At 29.3% G+C, this 940-nt stretch carries 2 protein-coding genes; one reads left to right on the forward strand and one right to left on the reverse strand.

The features are described from left to right. Positions 1 to 182, forward strand: a 182-nt coding sequence (locus tag AMO19_RS04195) for a helix-turn-helix domain-containing protein (RefSeq protein WP_146255928.1), incomplete at its 5' end; no start/stop codon positions are given. 241 nt (positions 183 to 423) lie between these two features. Here the strand turns inward: AMO19_RS04195 and AMO19_RS04205 are convergent. Continuing rightward, positions 424 to 897: a CYTH domain-containing protein gene (locus AMO19_RS04205; protein WP_075507454.1), complete on the reverse strand. Its 474-nt coding sequence runs from the start codon at positions 895 to 897 to the stop codon at positions 424 to 426. Positions 898 to 940 lie beyond the last annotated feature (43 nt).

Genomic DNA, 940 nt, shown 5'->3' on the forward strand with positions numbered 1-940 from the left:
ATCAAGAAATTGCGGTAAAACTAACTATTAGTAAAAGAACTGTAGATAATCATGTAAGTAATATGTTTACAAAAACCGGTTCTAAAAACAGAGTAGCACTCTTAAATTGGGCAATGGACAATGGCAAGATTTGTAGAGATGGGTTTAATTGTTGTACACTCCCAGACTCTGATCAAGATTAGTACTACCCTCTATTTTTTTTGTATCATTAGCCAAATCCATTAGACAATAATTTGTAGAACCTAATTCGAAGAGTTCAGCATATGCAATACATGCATCCTTGTCTGAATCAACAAATCTCAATATTCCTTCTTTGTCATAAAGACCATACATCTGAAGAAAATAAAAAATACTTTACTTAAATATTAAGAAAATATAAAGGATGAGTGGTTCCTTTGACTAGCTCTTTTTGAAAGTTGTTATCTAGTTTTCTTTCCACTGTGAAAAAGGTTTGTTAGCGAGACTGAAATTGGAGTAATGGGTCAGCCCTGTAATTTCTTTTGAAATGAAAGATGGAAGAATTAAATCTTCCTCTTCATTAGAAAGTTCAATTTCTGCAATTTCAAGTGGATAATTATTTTCTTTAAAGCAATCTATAATCCAAGATTTTTTTTCAATTTCTAGAAAGTATCTATCTTTTTTTATTTTGTTTGAAAGATTTGACATTATTGTTTCAGCATCGCTTCGTGGAATGGAGTATTCAAATTCAAAGTTGGTAAAACCCTTGATATGTTTTTTAAGTGTAATTTTAGAGTTTTTGCCTATAAGTCTTACCCTAATAATCCAACTATCTAAACTTTTGGAAAAATATCCTTGTTCAATATAAACTTTTTTATTTATGAATTCTTTCCAATTATCATTTTTTATAAGAAATCTTCTTTCTATCTCAAAGGCCATTTAATTTTTGAAATTTTTTGGAGACAAATCGCCTTTCCAATCT

This window comes from Prochlorococcus marinus, from assembly GCF_001180245.1.
GTDB lineage: Bacteria > Cyanobacteriota > Cyanobacteriia > PCC-6307 > Cyanobiaceae > Prochlorococcus_A > Prochlorococcus_A marinus_F.

Bases quoted from the DNA above. Each gene is read 5' to 3' on its own strand.
- AMO19_RS04205 (WP_075507454.1), bottom strand. From the start codon at position 897: ATGGCCTTTGAGATAGAAAGAAGATTTCTTATAAAAAATGATAATTGG.